The organism is Priestia sp. JNUCC 25 (genome assembly GCF_053667915.1).
This window is the reverse complement of sequence record NZ_CM132211.1, coordinates 3,849,598-3,868,310: the sequence shown is the minus strand read 5'-3', so window position 1 is coordinate 3,868,310 and position 18,713 is coordinate 3,849,598. Positions and strand designations below refer to the sequence as shown.

At 37.9% G+C, this 18,713-nt stretch carries 20 protein-coding genes; 18 read left to right on the top strand and 2 right to left on the bottom strand.

The window, feature by feature from the left end:
* Nucleotide 1: 1 nt before the first annotated feature.
* The 6 genes from JNUCC25_RS20395 to JNUCC25_RS20370 all read left to right on the top strand — a co-directional run bounded on the left by JNUCC25_RS20395 (nt 2) and on the right by JNUCC25_RS20370 (nt 5,874).
* The gene (locus JNUCC25_RS20395) at nt 2–1,159 is read left to right on the top strand and encodes an MFS transporter (protein ID WP_029323964.1); all 1,158 of its coding nucleotides are present in this window, start codon (nt 2–4) and stop codon (nt 1,157–1,159) included.
* The gene (locus JNUCC25_RS20390) at nt 1,156–2,961 is read left to right on the top strand and encodes an IucA/IucC family protein (protein ID WP_029323962.1); all 1,806 of its coding nucleotides are present in this window, start codon (nt 1,156–1,158) and stop codon (nt 2,959–2,961) included. The genes JNUCC25_RS20395 and JNUCC25_RS20390 overlap by 4 nt, the downstream gene beginning before the upstream one ends.
* Nucleotides 2,962–3,092: 131 nt before the next feature.
* A complete protein-coding gene (locus tag JNUCC25_RS20385; RefSeq protein ID WP_013058748.1) occupies nt 3,093–3,251 on the top strand; it encodes a hypothetical protein in 159 nt (52 codons plus the stop codon).
* Nucleotides 3,248–4,150: a formyltetrahydrofolate deformylase gene (gene purU / locus JNUCC25_RS20380; RefSeq protein WP_025750221.1), complete on the top strand. Its 903-nt coding sequence runs from the start codon at nt 3,248–3,250 to the stop codon at nt 4,148–4,150. Before JNUCC25_RS20385 ends, purU begins: the two co-directional genes overlap by 4 nt.
* A gap of 447 nt (nt 4,151–4,597) precedes the next feature.
* Nucleotides 4,598–5,392 carry a thymidylate synthase gene (locus JNUCC25_RS20375; RefSeq protein ID WP_013058746.1) on the top strand — a complete coding sequence of 265 codons (795 nt, stop codon included), beginning with the start codon at nt 4,598–4,600 and terminating at the stop codon, nt 5,390–5,392.
* Nucleotides 5,389–5,874: a dihydrofolate reductase gene (locus tag JNUCC25_RS20370; protein ID WP_029323958.1), complete on the top strand. Its 486-nt coding sequence runs from the start codon at nt 5,389–5,391 to the stop codon at nt 5,872–5,874. Before JNUCC25_RS20375 ends, JNUCC25_RS20370 begins: the two co-directional genes overlap by 4 nt.
* Before the next feature lie 277 nt (nt 5,875–6,151).
* Here JNUCC25_RS20370 and JNUCC25_RS20365 read toward each other — a convergent pair whose 3' ends face one another.
* On the bottom strand, nt 6,152–6,370 hold the full coding sequence (locus tag JNUCC25_RS20365; RefSeq protein ID WP_029323955.1) for a hypothetical protein: 219 nt from the start codon (nt 6,368–6,370) through the stop codon (nt 6,152–6,154).
* A gap of 231 nt (nt 6,371–6,601) precedes the next feature.
* On the opposite strand from JNUCC25_RS20365, the gene ilvA reads away from it, so the two are divergent.
* The 7 genes from ilvA (at nt 6,602) to JNUCC25_RS20330 (ending at nt 13,375) form a co-directional block, all read left to right on the top strand.
* Entirely contained in the window at nt 6,602–7,873 is a 1,272-nt protein-coding gene (gene ilvA / locus JNUCC25_RS20360; RefSeq protein WP_013084697.1) for a threonine ammonia-lyase IlvA, read from the top strand.
* Nucleotides 7,874–8,034: 161 nt separating this feature from the next.
* Nucleotides 8,035–8,286, top strand: a complete 252-nt coding sequence (locus tag JNUCC25_RS20355; RefSeq protein WP_013058743.1) for a YpmP family protein — start codon at nt 8,035–8,037, stop codon at nt 8,284–8,286.
* Nucleotides 8,287–8,456: 170 nt separating this feature from the next.
* Nucleotides 8,457–9,299: a DegV family protein gene (locus tag JNUCC25_RS20350; RefSeq protein WP_013058742.1), complete on the top strand. Its 843-nt coding sequence runs from the start codon at nt 8,457–8,459 to the stop codon at nt 9,297–9,299.
* Nucleotides 9,300–9,449: 150 nt separating this feature from the next.
* Nucleotides 9,450–11,066: an ATP-binding protein gene (locus JNUCC25_RS20345; protein WP_029323953.1), complete on the top strand. Its 1,617-nt coding sequence runs from the start codon at nt 9,450–9,452 to the stop codon at nt 11,064–11,066.
* A gap of 24 nt (nt 11,067–11,090) precedes the next feature.
* Nucleotides 11,091–11,669: an SCO family protein gene (locus JNUCC25_RS20340; protein WP_029323951.1), complete on the top strand. Its 579-nt coding sequence runs from the start codon at nt 11,091–11,093 to the stop codon at nt 11,667–11,669.
* 236 nt (nt 11,670–11,905) lie between these two features.
* Nucleotides 11,906–12,790 (top strand): SGNH/GDSL hydrolase family protein, encoded by an 885-nt coding sequence (locus JNUCC25_RS20335; RefSeq protein WP_014458541.1) that lies wholly within the window; start codon nt 11,906–11,908, stop codon nt 12,788–12,790.
* 12 nt (nt 12,791–12,802) lie between these two features.
* On the top strand, nt 12,803–13,375 hold the full coding sequence (locus tag JNUCC25_RS20330) for a YpmS family protein (protein WP_013058738.1): 573 nt from the start codon (nt 12,803–12,805) through the stop codon (nt 13,373–13,375).
* Nucleotides 13,376–13,406: 31 nt separating this feature from the next.
* Here JNUCC25_RS20330 and JNUCC25_RS20325 read toward each other — a convergent pair whose 3' ends face one another.
* Nucleotides 13,407–14,162 (bottom strand): DUF4397 domain-containing protein, encoded by a 756-nt coding sequence (locus JNUCC25_RS20325; protein WP_014458542.1) that lies wholly within the window; start codon nt 14,160–14,162, stop codon nt 13,407–13,409.
* A gap of 214 nt (nt 14,163–14,376) precedes the next feature.
* Between JNUCC25_RS20325 and JNUCC25_RS20320 the strand changes: the two genes are divergently transcribed.
* From JNUCC25_RS20320 to JNUCC25_RS20300, 5 genes are all read left to right on the top strand, one after another.
* Complete coding sequence (locus JNUCC25_RS20320; protein WP_013058736.1) at nt 14,377–14,538, top strand: hypothetical protein; 162 nt, start codon at nt 14,377–14,379, stop codon at nt 14,536–14,538.
* Entirely contained in the window at nt 14,528–14,953 is a 426-nt protein-coding gene (locus tag JNUCC25_RS20315) for a hypothetical protein (protein ID WP_013058735.1), read from the top strand. The genes JNUCC25_RS20320 and JNUCC25_RS20315 overlap by 11 nt, the downstream gene beginning before the upstream one ends.
* 91 nt (nt 14,954–15,044) lie before the next feature.
* Nucleotides 15,045–15,230 (top strand): YjcZ family sporulation protein, encoded by a 186-nt coding sequence (locus JNUCC25_RS20310; RefSeq protein WP_075419415.1) that lies wholly within the window; start codon nt 15,045–15,047, stop codon nt 15,228–15,230.
* Between the two features lie 153 nt (nt 15,231–15,383).
* A complete protein-coding gene (locus tag JNUCC25_RS20305) occupies nt 15,384–16,784 on the top strand; it encodes an ATP-binding protein (RefSeq protein WP_013058734.1) in 1,401 nt (466 codons plus the stop codon).
* A 217-nt stretch (nt 16,785–17,001) separates the two neighbouring features.
* Nucleotides 17,002–18,471: an NAD(P)/FAD-dependent oxidoreductase gene (locus JNUCC25_RS20300; protein WP_029323946.1), complete on the top strand. Its 1,470-nt coding sequence runs from the start codon at nt 17,002–17,004 to the stop codon at nt 18,469–18,471.
* Nucleotides 18,472–18,713: the final 242 nt, after the last annotated feature.

Sequence of the window (18,713 nt, the reverse complement as noted above, 5' to 3'; positions counted from 1 at the left end):
AATGATTTCTCCGCGCTTTGTTTTTATCTGTTTGTTTATGACCATGACGTCGGAAGTGTTATTATCACCATTTTATCCGCAGTATTTTACAAATGCTTTCCATGTAGATGGAGTCGCAATGACGTCTTTTTTTATTATTTGCTGCCGAATTGTGGTCATTGTTATGACTCCTTTATGGGGAATGCTGCTTAAGAAGTGGAAAGTACAACATATAATCGTAGCGTCACTTCTAATGACAGCCTTAATTAAAGTCATTCTGAGCGAAGTTTCTACTTTTTATGGATTTTTAGCCATTTCGTTAGTATTACTTGTGTTTCAAAGCAGTTTATATCTTTTGTACCCATATTTAGTAGGCGGCATGAAAAATGGACAGAAAAAGGCAAGTGCCGCAACAACCTATGTATTTATTGTTCATACGGCTATTATTGTCGCTAGCTTGTTTGGAAGTACGATTATTGCATGGGAAATGCCGCTTAAAGTATATCAGTACTTTGCTTTAGCTGATATGGTACTGGCCGTATGGCTCATAACAAGAAAAGCTTCATCTTTAAAAAAAGAAAAAACACCAACATACATTCAAAGTATAAACGAGCCTATTTTTTTCTATTTGCTGGCTATTTTCTTTTTTCACCTTGGACACAATGTCATTCGCCCTTATTTTACATTGTTTACAAGTGACACATATAGCATGAATAGTCAAGGCAGCGCTTTGTTATATGTGATGCCGAGCATTATGGCGATCGTCTTAAAGCTTACGGTACCTACAAAGCTATTTAATGGAAAAGTTATACCGCTTTTTTATAGCGTAACGGGTGCTAGTGCTTTACTGCTATGTTTGCAAGCATATGCCGATCATCTCAGCATATTTATTATAAGTCGAATTTTATATGGAGCCGGGTTTTATCTCAGCATGGTTATACTTGATATCTATTTATTTCAAAAAAGCAAAGAAGGAGCTGCTTACTATTACAGCTGGCTTATTGCTGTTCAAAATATTGCCCTGCTGATTGCACCGCTTTTAGCACTAGAAATCAGCAAAGTAAATTTAGCGCTTCCGTTAGCAGCTGGTGCTGCTGCTTTGCTAGCTGCTAGCGCTGTAATGCCGCTGCGTAATAAAACAATCCCTATTCTAAGACAAGTAAAGGAGAATGAAGGATGAAAATCAAAGAAACGTATCTTTCCGTATTTAATAAGCAATCATGGGAAAAAGCAAATCGCCAGCTTTTAGCTAAAATGCTGCAGGAATTCATGTATGAAAATATTATTGAGCCAAAACAGCTGCAAAAGCAGGGTGCGCTTGCCACGTATCGATGGGAAGACCACCGGGGCGTTACGTATACATATCAAGCGAAACAGCGATTGTTTGATAGTTTTTCTGTACTGCCAGAAAGTATTAAGCTGACATCTAAAGCGTCAACCCCTACATTTTCGGAGGCCTTGCAGCTGTTAATTAGCTTATCTGAAGACAAAGGAATGTCTAGCTCAACCGCAGGTCACTTAGCAAAAGAATATTTTCATACATTAATAGCAGACGTACATTTGCAAAATCGAAAATCAGCTGATGAATTAGCAGGTATGGATTATGCGGAGCTAGAAGGTGAAATGACGGGACATCCTTGGATTACATACAACAAAGGGCGCATCGGATTTGGCTATGATGATTATCTGCGGTTTGCACCTGAGCAAAAACAAAAAATTAAGCTTTCATGGATTGCTGTTGCGAAGCAAATTGCTTCGTTTCATTCATTAGATACCCTCGGCTTCGATGATGTCATGGAGCAGGAGTTAAGCGGTAAGACGCTAGCTGAATTTGAAAAAGAATTAACAAGCCAAGACCTTTTAGCAGCGGACTATTACTATATTCCCGTCCATGAATGGCAGTGGATGAACGTGATTGTTCCTTTATTCGCTGAATACATTGCAAATGATTTAATTGTTCCGTTAGGAGAAGGTGAAGATCAATATTTTCCTCAGCAGTCGATTCGTACATTTGTGAATACAACAAATCGAGATAAATATCATGTGAAGCTTCCCATGAGTATATTAAATACGCTTGTGTACAGAGGCCTTCCAAGTGAGCGGACGGTAATTGCTCCTCAAGTAACTCAGCACATTAAAGGCATACGAGATCGCGATGCGTTTTTAAAAGATACGTGCAGAGTAGGACTTTTAGGTGAAGTGGCTACGTTAAACGTAACTCAGCCCACGTTTGCTTCTATTAAAAACGCGCCTTATCAGTATTTAGAAATGCTGGGAGTGGTTTGGCGTGAAAGCATCTATCAAGAGTTAGAAGAAGGAGAGCATGCGATTACGCTAGCTGCGCTTTTACATGTTGACAGTAAAGGGAAAGCTTTAGTTTCATCTTATATAGAAAAGTCGGGTTTAACTCCTGTCGAGTGGATTGATGCGTTAACCAGCGCTGTATTGCCGCCGCTTCTTCATTACTTATATCAATACGGTACTGTATTTTCCCCGCACGGTCAAAATACGGTACTGGTGCTTAAAAACAACAAGCCCGTTCGAATTATTATGAAAGATTTTGTAGACGACGTGAATATTAGCGATCAGCCGTTTGAAGAACTGCAGCAGCTATCTTTTGAACTGAAAGAAGTGTTGCGCAGCGAAGAGCCGGAAGGACTGACGCAGTTTATTTTAACAGGGTTATTTGTTTGTCACTTCCGCTATTTAGCGACTATTTTAGAAGAGCATGAAGGCGTAGAAGAAGCGGAATTTTGGAAAAGTGTACGAGCAGAAATTTTACATTATCAAGCATCATTTCCACATTTGAAAAAACGATTTGAATTGTTTGATTTATTACGTCCAACCATTACGAAATTAACGTTAAATCGAAATCGAATGTTTGATTACGGATACGAAGATGACGGAGATCGTCCTCACGCAAGCGAATATGGAAAGGTACGAAATGCCTTGCATGAAGTTAGTGAAAAAGCTGTGCAATAATAAGGAAAAGCCGCTGGTGTTGTGCTAGCGGCTTTTTTATGTTTAATTCAAAAGCAGCAAGAGAATTGGATGAGCTACAGCACTTTAGGAAACACTCATTTTAGGTATGTGTAGAACGTAAAGGTGAGTGAATGAACGATTTGATGGGAGTAGATGTTAGAACAACAAGTACACAAGCTGAAGCAAACGTTTCGGCTTTCTTTTGTCAAAGCCTTATTTCAATGTCGCATCGCTGCAAGGATAATGGTACAATTGTCTGTATATTTAAAAAAAGAGAGGGAATTACATGAAATCGCATATTCAAAAACATTTAACTTCATATAAAGAGAAATATAAAAATCGCGGTCGGCTGCTAATTAGCTGTCCGGACAAACCGGGTATTGTAGCCGCTGTGTCTACGTTTTTACATGAGCACGGTGCAAATATTGTAGAATCAAGTCAACATTCAACGAACCATGAAGGGGGGATGTTTTTTATCCGTTTCGAATTTGAATGTGAGGATTTATTAGCTAAAGAAGTAAAGCTAGAAGAAAGCTTCAAAAAAATTGCCGATACGTTTTCAATGAACTGGCAGTTTACATATGCTCATAATTTGAAAAAAACAGCTATTTTTGTGTCAAAGGAGCCTCATTGTCTACTAGAGCTGCTGTGGGCATGGGAAAGCGGAGATTTGATGACAGACATCGCTGTCGTTGTGAGCAATCACGAAGATGCGCGCGAAGTGGTTGAATCATTCGGTATACCGTTTAAGCATATACCGGCGACAAAAGACATTCGCCAAGAAGCAGAAGCCAAACAGCTGCAGGTATTAAAAGATTATAATATTGACGTAATTATCTTGGCGCGTTATATGCAAATTTTAACGCCGACTTTTGTGGCTGAAAATCCATATCGTATCATTAATATTCACCATTCATTCTTACCGGCATTCATCGGAGCACGCCCCTATGAACGCGCATATCAACGAGGTGTAAAATTAATTGGTGCTACGTCTCACTATGTAACGGACGACTTGGATGAAGGACCAATTATTGAACAAGATATTGAACGCGTGAACCACCGTGATGATGCGGATGACTTAAAGAAAAAAGGCCGCTTAATTGAACGTACGGTGCTCGCACGTGCTGTAAAATGGCATTTAGAAGACCGCATTTTAGTGCATGAAAACCGCACAATTGTATTTAATTAACAAAGACTAAGCTATTAAAAAAGTAGTTTAGCCGAAGGAAGATCCGAACGATGAATCGAAATTCTTGAGAGAGAATGAAATTCGTTCGGATTTTTTTATGGTGATAGTAAACGTAGATTTCATCTATTTAGTTGCTTCTAGCGGTTGATTGGAGGGCAAGGCGAAGACTCCTGCGGGAAAAGCGGAATCGGTTAGACTCCGCAGGAGCGCAAGCGACGAGGAGGCTCATCGGCCGCCAGCCTTGCACGGAGATCAACCGCGGTGTCATAAGCGATTCATAAGCGATCATTTAATTGATTTTGTTAGGTCTCATCCTCGTTTTTTTCGGGGAAATCGTGTATCTAAATGATAAAAAACTTTTCTACATGAGCTGAGATTTAGTTGTTTACTTAGCTCGTGAACACTTATACAATAGAAAAGGACTTTTTAATAAAGGAAGTGTCGGAAGTGAAACAATATCTTGAACTTTGCGAGCATGTGTTAGCAAATGGAACAAAAAAAGAAGATCGGACAGGAACAGGTACAATTAGCACATTTGGCTATCAAATGCGTTTTAATTTACAAGAAGGTTTCCCGGTATTAACGACAAAAAAACTTCATTTGAAATCAATTATTCATGAACTGCTTTGGTTTTTACAAGGAGATACAAACGTTAAGTATTTACAAGATAACGGCGTGCGCATTTGGAATGAATGGGCGGATGAAAACGGGGAGCTTGGTCCTGTGTATGGCCATCAGTGGCGTTCATGGCCAACGCCGGACGGAGAAAAAATTGATCAAATTACAAATGTTATCAATCAAATTAAAAACAACCCTGATTCTCGCCGCTTAATGGTAAGCGCCTGGAATGTGTCTGATGTAGACAATATGGCTTTACCGCCGTGTCACTGCTTATTTCAGTTTTATGTAGCGGACGGCAAATTGTCTTGTCAATTGTATCAGCGCTCAGCTGATATTTTCCTAGGCGTACCGTTTAATATTGCTTCATATGCGCTGCTTACAATGATGGTGGCACAAGTGTGTGATTTAGAGCCAGGTGATTTTGTTCATACGTTTGGCGATGCGCATATTTACAGCAATCACATTGAACAAGTAAACCTGCAGTTAACGCGTGAGCCTCATGCTTTGCCAAAAATGAAAATCAATCCAGACGTAAAATCAATTTTTGACTTTAAATTTGAAGACTTTGAGCTAGTAGACTATAATGCGCATCCTCACATCAAAGGAGCTGTGAGCGTATGATTTCCCTCATTGTCGCAATGGATCAAAACAGGCTGATCGGTAAAGAAAATGATTTGCCATGGCGTCTTCCGGAAGATTTAAAGTATTTCAAACGCATCACAACGAGTCATACCATTATAATGGGAAGAAAAACATTTGAATCAATTGGACGACCGCTCCCTAATCGCGAAAATGTGGTTCTTACGCGTCAAAAAGATTATCAACAAGAAGGAGCAACCGTTATTCATTCAGTTGAGGAATTAGAAGCATTAGATGCTGAAAAAAAAGACGAGCTGTTCGTGATTGGCGGAGCTACTCTGTATGAGCAAACATTAGACGTTGCAAACCGACTTTATATTACGCATATTGAAGAATCCTTTGAAGGAGATACACATTTTCCTGCGATTGATTTGAGCGAATGGAAAGTTATTTCGAAGCAGCAAGGAATTAAAGATGAAAAAAATCCCTACACGTATTATTTTACCGTATACGAGCGAAGCTGATCTCTTTTGTTTATAAAAAACGCGAGTCTGGTACAAAAGTATGTTAGTCGAAGAAAGATCCGAACGTTGAATCGTTCGGATCTTTTCATTATGAGGGTGAAGGTAGATTTCATGTATGTAGGTGCTTTTAGCAGTTGATTGGAGGCTCACCAGCCGCCCGCGAAAAGCGAAGTCTCGCATGGAAATCAAATGCGGTGTAACAAGCACCCCCTACTAGCTAGCTCCTATACTCCATTTATTCGTCTTTAGATTGATTTCGTTATGTTTCAATCTCTTTTTATATTGATTTTAATTGCTTCATCATTTCGTGAAAAGCCGCTGGGCTCACAAACTGTTCAGTGCTCCAGTTAGCTTCAATCCATTGAATCAGCTCGCTTGGTGTATTAAAAACTTCTCCGCTCGTATCTGCTTTGCGAAGCATGTATCTACCGTTTTCTTCATCTGCAACTATTTCGCACGGAACGGCACTTTCATGACTTTGAAGCGAAAACTCCATTTATTCCACAACCTTTCTTAATTTATACCTGTTATCGCATCAGCTGCATGTAGAAAGTATGGGCAATTTTGTAAGTCTATTTAGCTTTTGCTAAACATATGTAAAGTATGTGGACAGTAAAATAGTTGGAAAAGTTTTTTTAGTTATTATTAATGAAAAATAATGATTTTTCTAAATTTTTTGTGATATAATGTACAAATTAATAATGGTAGAAGAGGAAGGAAGTTGGTTATGAAACAACAAGTAGATAATCGAACAAAACACGTACATTTAGAGGACATCATGATTGCAAATCAATTGATTAAAGATGTTGTTGTGCATACACCACTACAGCGTAATGACGTTTTGTCTGAACGATATGAATGTAATATCTATTTAAAACGTGAGGATTTACAGGTGGTGCGCTCATTTAAAATTCGCGGTGCGTACAATCGAATCAAAAAGTTATCCCCAGAAGAATTAGAAAATGGAATTGCCTGTGCAAGTGCAGGAAACCACGCACAAGGTGTAGCATATGCGTGCCGTCATTTAAATATCGATGGTAAAATCTTTATGCCGAGCACAACGCCGCGCCAAAAAATTAATCAAGTGAAATTTTTAGGCAAAGATAACGTAAAGGTCGTACTAATCGGAGATACGTTTGATGATTCTTATGAACAAGCTATTGCATGCAGTGAAGAGGAACATCGTACATTTATTCACCCATTTAATGATGTAGACGTTATTGCAGGGCAGGGTACAGTAGCCGTTGAAATGTTCAATGACTGTGAAGATGAAATTGACTACGTATTTGCGGGTATCGGCGGGGGCGGATTAATTTCCGGTGTCGGCACATACGTAAAAAGCATCTCGCCTCAAACAGCTGTAATTGGGGTAGAACCAGCAGGCGCGCCTGGCATGCAGACATCTTTAGCAAATGGAAATGTAGTGACGCTACCGGCAATCGATCCATTTGTAGACGGAGCAGCTGTTAAAACAGTCGGAACGCTTCCGTATGACATCAGTAAAGAGCTTGTGGACGATATTGTAGTTGTTCCTGAAGGCAAGGTTTGCACAACCATTTTATCTCTATACAATGAAAATGCGATTGTAGCAGAACCAGCAGGAGCTCTTTCGATTGCTGCTCTTGACTCATATCGTGAGCAAATTAAAGGAAAAACGGTTGTTTGCGTCATCAGCGGAGGAAACAATGACATTGGACGTATGCAAGAAATCAAAGAACGTTCGATGATTTATGAAGGATTACAGCATTATTTTATCGTTAATTTCCCTCAGCGCGCAGGAGCTCTTCGTGAATTTCTAGACGAAGTGCTTGGACCGACAGACGATATTTCGCGCTTTGAGTATACGAAAAAGAATAACAAAGACAGCGGACCAGCACTTGTTGGAATCGAGCTCAAGCATAAAGAAGATTATTATCCACTGATTAATCGTATGGATAAAAAAGGATTCCCTTACACAGAAATTAATAAAGAAAGCAACTTGTTTCACTTATTTATTTAAATAGAAGGTCATTTTAAAAAGGAATGCTTCATCAACTGTCGAATAAGTTGATGAAGCATTTTTATTTTAAAGAATATTTGTGTTTTCTTTTTATTTTATCAAGACAGAAAGTGCCTTAAGCATTATAATAAAATAAACGGGTAAAAAGAGGGTTGATCGCCTTGCTATTAAAAAGCCTTGAATTTAAACATGTCAGTGGTCAAAAAGTAAAAATTACTGAAATTCCAGTTTTAGAGGAAAATAGCACGTTTCGGTTCATGTTATCTGCAAAACTTGATTTATTTATTAGACAAATCACGAACGAATCAGTTCCGAAGCAAACCTACTCGTTTCAAGAATATTTAAAACGCGTGTTGAAATGGAAAGATTACGAACAGCTCTTTAAGTCTCATGTATTAAAACATAATGCATAAACGTAAAAGTTGACTTTTCTGAATATTTCAGCAGAGTCAACTTTTTTTTGTTGATATAAAAGGTTGAACATGCGTTTTACGAATTAGCAAAACTTGCATTCTATTATAACTATATTGTTGTAAGTGTTCATGTTATACTAGTCTGCAATGCATCTTATAGGGGTGAACACATGGCGAAAATTAAAGTGGTAACGGATTCAACAATTGATTTAACGTTGGAAGAAGCTGAAAAGTACGGTATTGAGATGATACCTTTATGTATTAACATTGATAATGAAACGTATTTAGATCGCGTGGAATTAACGCCGACAGATTTTATTGAAAAAATGAAAAATTCAAAAGAATTACCAAAAAGCTCTCAGCCAGCTATTGGTTCTTTTGTTGAAGTATATGAACGATTAGTTAGTGAAGGGTATGACGTCATTTCGATTCATATGACTGGGGGAATGAGCGGAACTGTTCGAGCAGCTGAAAGCGCGGCTCAAATGGTAGAAGGAAACATCACCGTTGTTGATTCTATGTACATTACAAAAGCTCTTTCGTTTCAAGTCTTTGAAGCGGTGAAAATGATTGAAGATGGGCATACAGTAGAAGAAATTATCACACGCTTGGAAGAGGTGCGTCAAAATACGAATCTTTTTGTCGTAGTTGATACGCTTGAAAATTTGGTTAAAGGTGGACGTATTGGACGAGGAAAAGGATTGATCGGTTCTCTTTTAAATATTAAGCCGATTGCTTCTCTAGCTGACGGAGTATATACTCCTGTTGCTAAAGTGCGCAGCCATTCTCAAATTGTTAAGTTTTTAACGAAACAGTTCGAAGAGCATACAGAAGGAAAAAGTATTAAAGGAGTAGGGCTTGTACATGCAGATGGATTTGGACTCGCCTCTAAGTTAAAAGAATCAATTGTGAAGGCAAGGGGCTATACGCAATTTTCGATTGAAGATACGACGCCTATTATCTCGACGCATACAGGTATTGGTGCAATTGGTTTTATGTATTTTGCTGAATAAAGTGGGTTGCTTTTTGCAAGTCACTTTTTTGGCTTTCTCTTTTTTGGAAAAAGGGGAAAGAGAAGTGGACGAACGTGTGATATAATAGAATCAACTTTCTACCAGCGAATGCTGTGCTGGTTACTATTCTTTTGAATCCGGAGTATACCGATGAAAAAATATATTCGAAATTTGAGTGTGTTTAACAAAACGGTTTTATTTTCTACTTTAATTGTAGTTGCCCTTGGAGTCATTTCTTTAGCCATTAGCTATCAAGTTCAAAAAAAGATGGCAAAAGAGACACTAACGCAGCACGCGTTAATTATGGCTGATTTATGGAGGGAGTCTTTATCTAAACAAGCCGTAATAGCAGCAGTGGATTCAAGGAACGGGACGATTCCTGAAAAAGACGAGCTAGAAAAGCAGTTTAGAAAGATTTATGAATTGCATCCGTCGTACTTGCAGGGATATATTATGACGACCGAAAAATTCAAGTCGCATGGAAATAAGATTATCGTAACAGCGAATAAGAAAATTAAGCAATCACTAGAGCCGTCCATGATTTATTATGGAGGAGAAGAATTTTACAAATCATTTAAGCAAGCAGAACAAGAAAAGAAGAATATCGTAACATCTACATACAAAGACGAATTCGGGACGTGGATCACCGTTTTATCGCCTATTACAAACAGCTCCGGAAAAGTCGTGGCTATGCTTGGTGTAGATATAGATGCGAGCGCTATCTATATCTACCAAAAACGTTTAATTGTGGCTTTGATCGTTGCGTTTACGATTTTGTTTACCTTCATTATTGTTATTCAAGACTGGGGACTAAGGCGATTAATGTCGCCCCTAGGAGAATTAATAGAAGGAATTCAAGCAGTAAGTCAAGGTAAGTTTGATGTGAAGCTGACACATGAAAATGATTCTGAGTTAGGGAATGTACACACAAGATTTAATGAAATGACCGAGCGGCTTCAGCAGCTTTTTCAACAAGTATCAGCAACAAAAGAACAGCTGAACGTAGAAACGAATTTCAGTCATTCAAAAGATGGAATTGCTAAAGCGATTGATGAATTAGAAGTTATTATGGAAAAAACGAGGATGCAAAAGGAATTGCAGCGAGCAGAGAAAATGAATGCAATTGGTCAATTAGCTGCTTCTGTAGCCCATGAAATTCGAAATCCTATGACGGTGGTAAAAGGGTTTTTACAGCTGTTTCAAGATAACACAAAGCTTTCAAACACTGAATTAAGTTACATTCATCTTATGATTAACGAAATGGACAGAGCGGAAGCGATTATTCATGACTATTTATCTTTAGCCAAGCCGGATGTTCATCAGCATCGTTTTATTAACTGCTTAGAGTGTGTTACAAGCTTAGTAGACTTATTATCTTCTTATGCTTTGTTAACAAACAATATACTCATAGAATTAGACGCAAAAGAAGAGATGTATGTTCGCGGCAGCCGAAACGAATTGAATCAAGTTCTGCTTAATATTATGAAAAATGGAATTGAAGCCATGAGAAATGGAGGAACGCTTCGAGTAGGGCTTTACAAGCGAGAAGGGCATGTACATATTCAAATTGAAGATACTGGTATAGGCATGACCAGTGAACAAGTGAACCGGCTGGGAACAGCGTTTTATTCTTTAAAAGAAAAAGGAACAGGGATTGGTCTGATGGTGTCTTATCAACTGGTCGAACAAATGAATGGAAGAATTGAAGTGGAAAGCATACCAGGAAAAGGTTCAACGTTTACCTTGATTTTCCCTAGCTATGACTAAACTTTAACCGTGCAGGAGGAACATATGAAAAGCTGGTCTTATAAATTGTTTTTTTTACTGCTCATTAGTTGTATGATGTTAACAGCCTGTGGTTCCAAAATAGAAAATCCGCTTAATTGGAAGATGGACTCTTTTTCTTATGTTAACCAAGATCAAAAGAAAGTAGGGCTAAGTCAGCTGAAAGGGAACGTTTGGGTAGCTAACTTTATCTTCACAAGCTGCGAAACCGTATGTCCCCCAATGACGGCTCATATGGCTAAATTACAAAAAATGGCCAAGGATGAAGGGCTGGACGTTCGCTTTGTTTCATTTAGCGTAGACCCTGAAGTGGATACTCCACTGAAAATGAAGGACTATGCGACTAAATTTGGCGCTGATTTTTCGAATTGGGATTTCTTAACGGGTTATAAACAAGCGGAAATTGAAAAGTTTGCGCTGGACCAATTTAAAACGATTGTGAAAAAGCCGCAAGAAAATCCGCAGGTTATTCACGGCACGGATTTTTTTCTAATTGACAAAGATGGAGTCGTTCAAAAATCTTATCAAGGAGTGACTGATCCTCCTTATGAAGATATGTTAAAAGATATCAAAACCCTTCAGTAAGAGCTATAAATCCGTCAAATCTATCCGCCAAACACAGCTATCTTTATAGTGATGTGTTAGCGGATATTTTTATGAAAGAAACATGCTTATCCTTTTTTTTACATATACTATATATAAGAAACGTAGTAAAATATCAACTTGACATAGTATGATAAGATATAAGGATATAGTTATTCAGAGCGGTAAGCAGTATTGCTTGTGACAGCGAGAATACAGCATAGTTAGTAGGTGTTATGATGAGAAAATGGAAAAGTATAGTGATAAGCAGTATGAGTGCGGTGGTGTTAGCGAGCTGTTCGACGACGACTTTTTTGCCAACGGACAATAAAGAAGAAGCCGTTCAGAAAGAAGTGGATTTAACACCTAAAAAGCATATTCCGAAAGGCTTTTTTCCTGTAGATTTAGATATTGTAGCCATTGGCGACTCATTAACAGAAGGAGTAGGAGATGAGTCTAAAAAAGGCGGTTATGTACCATACTTAACTAAATACCTTTCTAAACAAAATGAAGTGCAAAATGTACGAACAGAGAATTTAGGTAAAAGAGGAAACCGGACGGATCAGCTATTAGCGAGGTTAAATCAGCCGGGAGTAGCAGCTGAAGTATCAAGAGCAGACATCGTTTTCTTGACGATTGGCGGCAATGACGTGATGAAAGTGGTAAGAGATTACTTTTACAATATCTCAATTAAGACGTTTGAATCACAGCAGTCAAAATATGAAAAACGTCTAAATGACGTGTTTTCACGTATACGTAAGCTTAATCCTAATGCTCATATTTATTTAATTGGTTTTTATAATCCATTCTTTAAATCGTTAAGTGATGTGAAAGAAATTAATGTTGTTATTAATGAATGGAATGCGGCAAGCGAGAAAATTGCTTCTCAATATGATAATGTAAGTTATGTAAAAATTGATGATATTTTTTATGATTCTGACGTAAATTTATTAGGGAAAGACGAGTTTCACCCTAATAAAAAAGGGTACAAACTAATGGCTGAGCGCATTAGTAAATCAATGGAGGAAGAAGATCCTCTCGTTGGAGACCAGAAAAAGGAAACAGCAGAAGAAGTTACATCTGATGAAAAAGAGAAAAACACGAAAGAGAGTGGGAACGAGTAAGGAGATTGTTATATGAAGAAGTGGAAAACCCTATTTATCGCGTTATTAGGGATTAATGTTCTAGGGGCTATCCTTATTATTGCGTTTATTTTTCAACCGGTTGACAAGGCCAATCCAACTCCCTCTGAAAAAGTAGAAGGAGACGCAGAACTAACTATTTTGGCTAAAAAAGCGGACTTAAATGTACTGATTGATAAATATTTAAAAAAAGAGTTTAAGAATCAGCCGCTTAACTACAAAATTACTCTTACCGATGTAGTAAGAGTAGATGGTACGATTCAAGTATTCGGCGATGATATTAATATTCGAATGACATTTGATCCAATCGTACAAAAAAATGGAGATATTGTGCTTGAACAGCAGTCACTTTCTGTTGGAAAGCTGCAGCTTCCTGTCCGCACAGTGCTTCGATACGTGAATAATAACTTTGCGCTACCAGAATGGGTAACGATTGATCCAAAGAATGAATCAGTATACGTAGCGTTACAGCAGATGAAGTTAGAGAGTGATTTTGCTGTAAAAGTACAAAAGTTTGATTTAAAAAATGATGATATTCGCGTACGTTTAATTTCGCGCAGTGAATAAAAAAACCTTCCAAATTGGAAGGTTTTTTTTGTTAACGATCTTGGGAAATCAGCGCTTCTAACGCAGGACGGTTCTTAGCAAATCCGACGGCATATACCGTATATGTTCGATTCGGACGAAGGTTCAGTGCCGGGATTTCGAGTACTACATTTTTGGTTCCCGCTATGCGCACACTAAGTTGAACATGCATGGGGGATAAAGGCAAATATTTTGTGACTTCTTTAAACTGCACTCCAGAAAAAATGACGTCTCCGCCTCTAGCTGCAATATCCACAGCAGGAGCATCAGGAGAAAGATGCACAAACCGAAGCTTTGTTTCTCCACTTGGTACATCCGTATTGTCATAGATAAATAATAAATCAAGCTTATTTAGCTCATCTACCGCCGCTACCGTGTAATTTTGGTTTCCTTCAAATGTAAATGATTCCGTTAAAACAGGTCTTCCCGTTTCTCCAGCGGGATAAATAGAAATTGTATATCTTCCAGGTTCTTGTAATTCAATATAATCTGTTTCTTGTTTATAAGTTAAATTGCGAATCACTCGTTTGTTGTTAATATAAATATCTACAGATGGAGAATCTGGAGAAGCGTGAAGTATACGAATTTGCGGTGGATTTACGCGTAAATTCGTATTTTCAGAAGAAGTTAAGATGGCCTGCTGGATATAGTACAAATGCTTTTGATAATAATGAATATGCTTAGATGGATCACTATACTTATAGTAGTTAGCTAGAAAATCGTATTTCATTGCTTTTTTGATATATTGATCAAAGGAATAATTAGCCATATGTTCAGCTCCCTTATTGTCGGAGTATAAAAACATTTCCATACGTAACCAAACATATGCTAAAACTCATAATTTATGCCGATCACTGATCACTCCCGAGACCTCCAAGAAGAAACAATGAGCCAAATGCCCTCTATGTGCATATACTGAATCAAATTATTGACTGAAGGCTTATTGTACGACCGAATTTAGTATAGAAAAAAGGAGTGAGAGCATGCGCGATTTTTATGCTCGGATGCTACGGTTAATTATGTTAAGTTTTTTACTGCTGCTACTTTTGATTCAATTTACAGGGCGCTCTACTTCATTTAATCACATTACCCCCGCGCTAAATAAAGTAACCGAGCGAATTGAGCTGATTACCTATGATCAATAAATGTATGTTTTCTGCGTTTCGATATGTACTTGTTCTTTATGCTATCTGCTTTACATTTTTATTTGTTAGTACAGTTCCAAGCCTATTTGGTTTCACTGTGACCGTTCAAGAAACGGATTATCACCACCTGCATCGCGGAGATATAGTTGTCTTTAGAGACGAATCATCTTCTTCAAAGAATGAACTTGTACTGGCCCATAATCAAGAGCTAGATGTACTGGTTACAGCTCAAAGAGATTCTTTGTCTGCCTCTTTTAAAGTGATTGGAAGCTACGCATACCATCTCCCGTATATAGGGGTCATTATTGAGTTTATGAAAGATTTTACTACGTTACTGGTGATGGGAAGTATTTTACTTTTGTTGTTTTCGTATACGCTGCAGCCCAAAAGGCGAATATGGCGTAAGAGAAAGTAAAAAATGGGCGAATGCACATACAGGACAATCAACTAACGCATATAAAGTACAGTGTACGAAATGAATAAAAAAAACAAGAGGAGAGATTGCTATGTATAACTACGATTGTTACGATCCATGCCATCACGGAGGCTATCACCACCTATATGATACTTGCCACTATCCAATTAGCTATCCAATTGGCGGTTATCATCATTGCGGAACGGGCCAGTCATTTGCATTGATTGTTGTGCTATTTATTTTATTAATCATCATTGGCTGCACCTGTTTTTGCTGATTAGATCTCATTTGCTCGCATGTGCGAGCTTTTTATAACAGATGGAAAAGGACAAACTTACATATAAATTGTTTAAATAATAAAAAAATTTTGCCAAATCAACATTTACCATATTATACTATAGCTAGTAACTCAATAAGCGAAGGTGAATATATGGAAAAGGAAAAAGTATTTCAACAGCTATTTTCAATGTCATTTACACCAATGCTCGTAATGAATATGGATGGAGATATTCAAATTTTAAATGAAGCGTGCTGCCACCTTTTTAAAACAACGGAGGAACGACTTCTTTCCTGTAATGTATTTGAAGAGCCAAATCGCTTTTTTATTGAAAAGCATGAAGTGGAACCGTTAAGAAAGCAAGAGGAAGAAGTTGTTTTACTTAAGAAAAAAGTAGATCAGCAGTTTCCGATGCACATCCATATTCAGCGCACGGAAGGGGATATTCCGCTCTTAGTTGTTCAGTGGAAAGAGTTTTCCTCAAGTATTGAAAAGCAAGAGGAAGTCATTCGAAAAATGAAGCAATATAAGCAGTTTGTCCAGCAAAGCCAAGATGCATTTATTGTAACAAGAGAAGGCAGAATTCAATATTTGAATCCCGCTGGTGTTAAACTTCTTGGCGGCGAGAAAAAAGAAGAGTATATCGGGCGTCCTTGGCTTCATTTTATTCACCCCGAACATTTAGAAATCGTAAAAGAACGAATGGTTCAGCTGATGAATGGAATGTCCGTGAGGCCGCGTGTTGATGTGAAACTATTGACTAAAAAAGGAGTCGTCATTATTGAATCTTCGGCAACCAAAATTAAGTTTGAAGGACAGGATGCCATTCAGTATATTATTCGCGACGTAACGGATCGAAAAAAATATGATGAAATGGCAAGCAAATCTGAAAAGCTTACAATGGTGAGCAAGTTAGCGGCAGGAGTAGCACATGAAATTCGTAATCCAATGACGGCGATTAAAGGGTTTATTCAGCTGTTAAAAGCATCGAAACAGTACAACGAAGAATACAATGATATTATGCTTGAAGAATTGAATCGCGTCGAATCCATTATTCAAGAATTTTTAACGCTGGCCAAGCCTAAAATTGAAAATTCATACCACCCCAAAAGTCTCAATCAAATCATACGTCATGTGACATTACTATTAGATACACACGCCAATTATAAAAACTGTCGTATTATTAATGAGATTAGTGATGAGATTACAATCTTTTGTGAAGAAAATGCGCTTAAACAAGTTTTTATTAATTTAATTCAAAATGCGCTTGAGTCAATGAGCAAAGGGACAGTTAAAGTCACCGTTGAGAAAAGAAATGAATACGGCATGGTCATTATCGAGGATGAAGGCTGTGGAATTGATGAGCAATCTTTAGCTCGGCTAGGTGAACCGTTTTATTCCACTAAACAAACAGGAACGGGGCTAGGGTTAATGATTAGCTACCGAATAATCGAACAGCATCAAGGGCATATTTCATTTGCGAGTAAAGTAGGAGTAGGAACAAAAGTAGAAATTGCTCTTCCGTACATTAAAGAACCAGTGAACATTTCATAGCGCTTGCTATTCGTTCACTGGTTTTTATTTGTTTGGAATAAAAACGAATGTTTTTTAAATATTTTATTTTAATGTTCGTGTATATTGTTGACTAAAGGGTTTGTTTTTGATATATTATCAAATGGCTAGAAAATAACCGAATTATAATAAAAAAAGAAAATTCGGTCAATAACTTTTATCTTTTACCCAAAGAAAAAAGATGATGGGAGAATGTACAATGAACTCAAATTATGATGTTATTGTGGTAGGGGCAGGACCCGCTGGGATTTTTACTTGCTATGAGTTAACGTTAAAATTACCGGAAGCAACTATTTTATTAATCGATAAAGGACACGATATCTATCGACGTAATTGTCCGATTCTTCAGAAAAAAATTGAAAAATGTCCGCCTGCGGTTGGCAAAAAAGAGTTTGCTGGCTGTTTGCCTGCTTGTTCTATCACAAATGGTTTCGGTGGAGCCGGCGCATATTCAGACGGGAAGTTTAATATCACCAGTGAATTTGGAGGCTGGATGACGGATTATCTGTCTGAATCACAGGTGGTAGATTTAATTAAATATGTGGATGAAATTAATTTAAAACACGGAGCAACCGATACGATTACGGATCCGTTAACTGATAAAGTTCGTGAAATTGAAAAACGCGGATACGCAGCAGGATTAAAGCTATTACGTGCCCAGGTGCGTCATTTAGGAACAGAGCAAAATTTAGAAATTTTAAAAAGCATTTATGAATACTTAAAAGAAAAAATTGATATGCAGTATAAAACGGAAGTAGACGATTTAATAACAGAAAAAGAAGATGGTCAGCATATCGTGCGCGGTATCGAATTGAAGAATGGTGAAAGAATTACGGCTGATAAAGTGGTTGTTTCACCAGGTCGAGACGGCTCGAAGTGGATGAGTGACTTACTAAAAAAACGTCGTTTAAAAATGATTAACAATCAAGTGGACATCGGCGTTCGAGTCGAAACATCCAACGTTGTTATGGAAGAAATCAACAAGCACTTGTACGAAGGGAAATTCATTTACAATACGTCTGTAGGTACAAGAGTCAGAACGTTCTGCAGCAATCCTTCAGGACATGTGGTAGTAGAGAATCATTCAGGTATTATGTTAGCAAATGGACACGCATACAAAGATCCGAAGCTTGGAAGTCAAAATACGAACTTTGCGCTGCTTGTTTCCCATAAATTTTCGGATCCATTTGATCAGCCGAATGAATATGCGCACGAAGTATCAAGGTTAGCTAATATGCTGTCAAACGGGGGTTTAGTTGTTCAAAAGTATGGAGATATTTTAAAGGGCCGTCGTTCAACAGCGACTCGAATTAAAGAAGGCTTTTTAGAACCAACGTTAAAAGAAGCTGTACCTGGTGACTTGGGCTTAGTGCTTCCTTACAATACGATGAAAAGCTTAATTGAAATGACAGAAGCACTGGATCACGTAACGCCTGGATTAGCATCTGAACATACGCTATTTTACGGTGTGGAAGCGAAATTTTACTCCGCCCGTCCGAAGTTAAACGATAAGTTTGAAACTGAAATTTCTGGTTTATACGTGGGAGGAGACGGAGCTGGTATTACGCGAGGGCTCGCGCAGGCAAGTGCGTGCGGTGTGTGGGTAGCGCGTGACATTGTTGAAAAATTAAAGAATCGCAAAGCAAGTTCTGAACCTGTTACTGTATAAAAAAAAAGAGGCCGTCACGGCCTCTTTTTTTTTATGTGTTAAATAACGAGAGCGAATAAGTAAAAAGTAAAGAACTTGTACCGCTCCAACTCCGATAGTTTTATATGATAATTACCCGCTCCTTTTTTAAAAGATATTACGGAATCCATACTTCTATCGTGAGCAGAATTAAATAGAATAAGGCGAATTGATAATGTCCATTTATTTCCATCAATAAATTCAGTGAAATTTTAAGAGGGTTA

Excerpts from the sequence above, each read along its gene's own strand:
- JNUCC25_RS20350 (WP_013058742.1), top strand. The coding sequence starts at position 8,457 with ATGGCGAAAATTAAAGTGGTAACGGATTCAACAATTGATTTAACGTTG.
- ilvA (WP_013084697.1), top strand. The coding sequence starts at position 6,602 with ATGAAACAACAAGTAGATAATCGAACAAAACACGTACATTTAGAGGAC.
- JNUCC25_RS20385 (WP_013058748.1), top strand. The coding sequence starts at position 3,093 with ATGAACGATTTGATGGGAGTAGATGTTAGAACAACAAGTACACAAGCT.
- JNUCC25_RS20310 (WP_075419415.1), top strand. The coding sequence starts at position 15,045 with ATGTATAACTACGATTGTTACGATCCATGCCATCACGGAGGCTATCAC.
- JNUCC25_RS20390 (WP_029323962.1), top strand. The coding sequence starts at position 1,156 with ATGAAAATCAAAGAAACGTATCTTTCCGTATTTAATAAGCAATCATGG.
- JNUCC25_RS20305 (WP_013058734.1), top strand. The coding sequence starts at position 15,384 with ATGGAAAAGGAAAAAGTATTTCAACAGCTATTTTCAATGTCATTTACA.
- JNUCC25_RS20345 (WP_029323953.1), top strand. The coding sequence starts at position 9,450 with ATGAAAAAATATATTCGAAATTTGAGTGTGTTTAACAAAACGGTTTTA.
- JNUCC25_RS20365 (WP_029323955.1), bottom strand. The coding sequence starts at position 6,370 with ATGGAGTTTTCGCTTCAAAGTCATGAAAGTGCCGTTCCGTGCGAAATA.
- JNUCC25_RS20395 (WP_029323964.1), top strand. The coding sequence starts at position 2 with ATGATTTCTCCGCGCTTTGTTTTTATCTGTTTGTTTATGACCATGACG.
- JNUCC25_RS20335 (WP_014458541.1), top strand. The coding sequence starts at position 11,906 with ATGAGAAAATGGAAAAGTATAGTGATAAGCAGTATGAGTGCGGTGGTG.
- JNUCC25_RS20300 (WP_029323946.1), top strand. The coding sequence starts at position 17,002 with ATGAACTCAAATTATGATGTTATTGTGGTAGGGGCAGGACCCGCTGGG.
- JNUCC25_RS20370 (WP_029323958.1), top strand. The coding sequence starts at position 5,389 with ATGATTTCCCTCATTGTCGCAATGGATCAAAACAGGCTGATCGGTAAA.
- JNUCC25_RS20315 (WP_013058735.1), top strand. The coding sequence starts at position 14,528 with ATGATCAATAAATGTATGTTTTCTGCGTTTCGATATGTACTTGTTCTT.
- JNUCC25_RS20330 (WP_013058738.1), top strand. The coding sequence starts at position 12,803 with ATGAAGAAGTGGAAAACCCTATTTATCGCGTTATTAGGGATTAATGTT.
- purU (WP_025750221.1), top strand. The coding sequence starts at position 3,248 with ATGAAATCGCATATTCAAAAACATTTAACTTCATATAAAGAGAAATAT.
- JNUCC25_RS20325 (WP_014458542.1), bottom strand. The coding sequence starts at position 14,162 with ATGGCTAATTATTCCTTTGATCAATATATCAAAAAAGCAATGAAATAC.
- JNUCC25_RS20320 (WP_013058736.1), top strand. The coding sequence starts at position 14,377 with ATGCGCGATTTTTATGCTCGGATGCTACGGTTAATTATGTTAAGTTTT.
- JNUCC25_RS20340 (WP_029323951.1), top strand. The coding sequence starts at position 11,091 with ATGAAAAGCTGGTCTTATAAATTGTTTTTTTTACTGCTCATTAGTTGT.